This window comes from Neorhizobium sp. 2083 (assembly GCF_031455615.1).
Lineage (GTDB): Bacteria > Pseudomonadota > Alphaproteobacteria > Rhizobiales > Rhizobiaceae > Neorhizobium.
The window spans coordinates 1-2,253 of sequence record NZ_JAVDTC010000025.1 but is presented as its reverse complement, the minus strand read 5'-3'; the positions used below and the strand labels follow the sequence as shown (position 1 = coordinate 2,253).

The window sequence follows — 2,253 nt, the reverse complement described above, 5'->3', positions numbered from 1 at the left end:
AGCTTGATATAGAGCTGCACGGCCCTCATGCGGTCTTCGTACGAATACATGAACTATCTCCCTGTTAGTCCAAGTTTTCGTCCGCACCTCCCTTTGAGGAAAATTGCCGCGGCATTGACAGTAGCCAGCTGGTCATGAACGAAGTCCATAGCCCAGACATGGTTGGAATGGGCTGGCTCCGTGCGGTCGGCTCGCAGCTTCGCCTTCACGCGGCGCTTGGGCGTCTTGTTGCGGAGCTGAAGGTCCATCTCCTTGTAAAGGCGATAGATTCGCTTCGGATTGACGGGCCATCCGTCACGCCTGAGTAGGACATGAACGCGACGATAACCGTAACGCACTCGCGTTTGGCAGATGTCCTTGATCTTCAGCTTCAATTCGGCCTGCTCGCCGCGCCTGGACTTGTAGACATAAAGCGACCGGTCGATTCTCAACACTGCGCATGCACGTCGGATCGAGACCTTCCAGTCCGCCTTGACCGTGTCGACAAGCTTGCGCTTGCGGGCAGGCCTCAAAGCTTTCTTGAAAGCACATCCTGCAGCATGGCTTTGTCCAATGACAGGTCCGCGACGATCCGCTTCAGCTTGGCGTTCTCCTCTTCGAGCTGCCGCAATCGCTTCATCTCCGAAGGCATCAGCCCCGCGTATTTTTTGCGCCAGTTATAGAAGGTCGCATCGGAAATCCCTGCCTTGCGGCACACCTCACCGACCGGCGTCCCATCCTCCGCCTGCTTCAAAACAAATGCGATCTGCGCTTCTGAAAACCTCGAGGCCTTCATCGAATTCTCCTCTTCTTCCCAACAGGGATCATAAGTGGAAAATTCCAGTTCAAAATGGCCCAATTTAACGGGGGCACGTCAGCCAAGATCAACACCGAATGAACACAACTTCATTAAATGACTTTGTGCGTATGCGGCCATCGGACGAGAAGTCGGGCTCGGTCAGGAGCGGCGGGAAGTTCCGAGGCAGATCACGCCCGGGCAACGCGACCGGCTCGGGAAAGGGAACGAACCGCAAAGACGAGAGTGGCCACACACTAGATTATGGAGCTGGTGGATGAAGTTAACCTCCGCGAGCCTCAAGGATGTCAATGCACGTTAGTTCAAATAGATTGTTTTCAGCATCGAATACCTTGTATTTCGATCCCTCTAATTGGTGACTTGATATATCAATCAAATCAATTGACGCGAAAAGCATGTTATTTATATTCCCTATAGATATATCCGTGCAGCTTATTGCTACCAGTTTTAGGTAATTTCCATCAATGTCAGAGAGAGAAATGGAAACCTCGAATGTCGATGCAGCCCCATCTTTTATTTCTCGTTTAATTTCAATTCCTCTAATGAACCCAAATCCTCTTTTATTGATGGAGTAGAGTTCGTTCTTTTTTTCTTCGATACTCAATATGGATACTCCCCAGGTATATGTTTTCCTGTTTCTAACGGAGTCTTACCGGGACCCCACTCATATGTATGGTAGTGTATATCTGGAATGCCTTGGGCTTTGTTACCTGCATTATAGTCGGTTCTTCCTATTTGTTGACCCCATTTGTCATAATGGGCTGTCCAAGGTTCAACCCGGCCCAGGTTGTTCATGTACTGACCTTGGAGGGTCTGGGTGCCTGGGGTAGTTTGGAAAGGGGCTTTTCCAGCAAGATACTCACCTGGGATTGTTGGAGCTTTGACTGAAGGCGTTTCGATTTTTGCCGAAAAGCCCCGCCCTATTCCAAGCGGAGCAGCCCCAAGTACATTCGCTCCAAGACTTTGCCCCAGAGCTTGGCTCGGGTTCGCGGCGGACACTGTCGGAAGGGCGTTCGTCCCTGTAGCCCAATTTACCAACCCAGCAACGCTGTTCCACGCTCCGGCTGGCATGGAGGAGTACATTTCACCTAGATTTATAGGCCCCCAATTGCTTGGGCCCGTCTTGTCCCACCTGTCGCGCTCATCGGCGCGATCAATCGTGAGCTTGTCATTGCGCTCTTCCTGTTTATCCACCTGGGCCTGAGTGACGTCGCCGCCACCGATTCCGTCTACAGGCCCGCCGGGATCATCAGCGTCTGGTCCGTAGTTATGCCCATTGCGATCACTTTTATTGACAGGATCGTTTCCGGAATAGGCGTATCGGTTTGTGCCGACGGTTTCGATGGTTGGATCCCAGTCGTCGGGGGAGATGAACCGCGCGTTGGCGGTTGAGGTGAACGGGGCGGCGAACATGCTGGAGATGAGGAGCATGGTGAGGACGCGGGCAAGGAACGGCC

The 2,253-nt window shown here is 52.5% G+C and carries 2 protein-coding genes and 1 pseudogene; all 3 read right to left on the bottom strand.

Going from position 1 to position 2,253, the window contains the following annotated elements:
• Nucleotides 1-119: 119 nt before the first annotated feature.
• Nucleotides 120-775: pseudogene (locus J2X76_RS31545) on the bottom strand (transposase); the annotation flags it as partial.
• 283 nt (nt 776-1,058) lie between these two features.
• Entirely contained in the window at nt 1,059-1,400 is a 342-nt protein-coding gene (locus tag J2X76_RS31540) for a hypothetical protein (protein WP_310221888.1), read from the bottom strand.
• Nucleotides 1,397-2,253, bottom strand: an 857-nt coding sequence (locus J2X76_RS31535) for a hypothetical protein (protein ID WP_310221886.1), incomplete at its 5' end; no start/stop codon positions are given. The genes J2X76_RS31535 and J2X76_RS31540, both read right to left, overlap by 4 nt.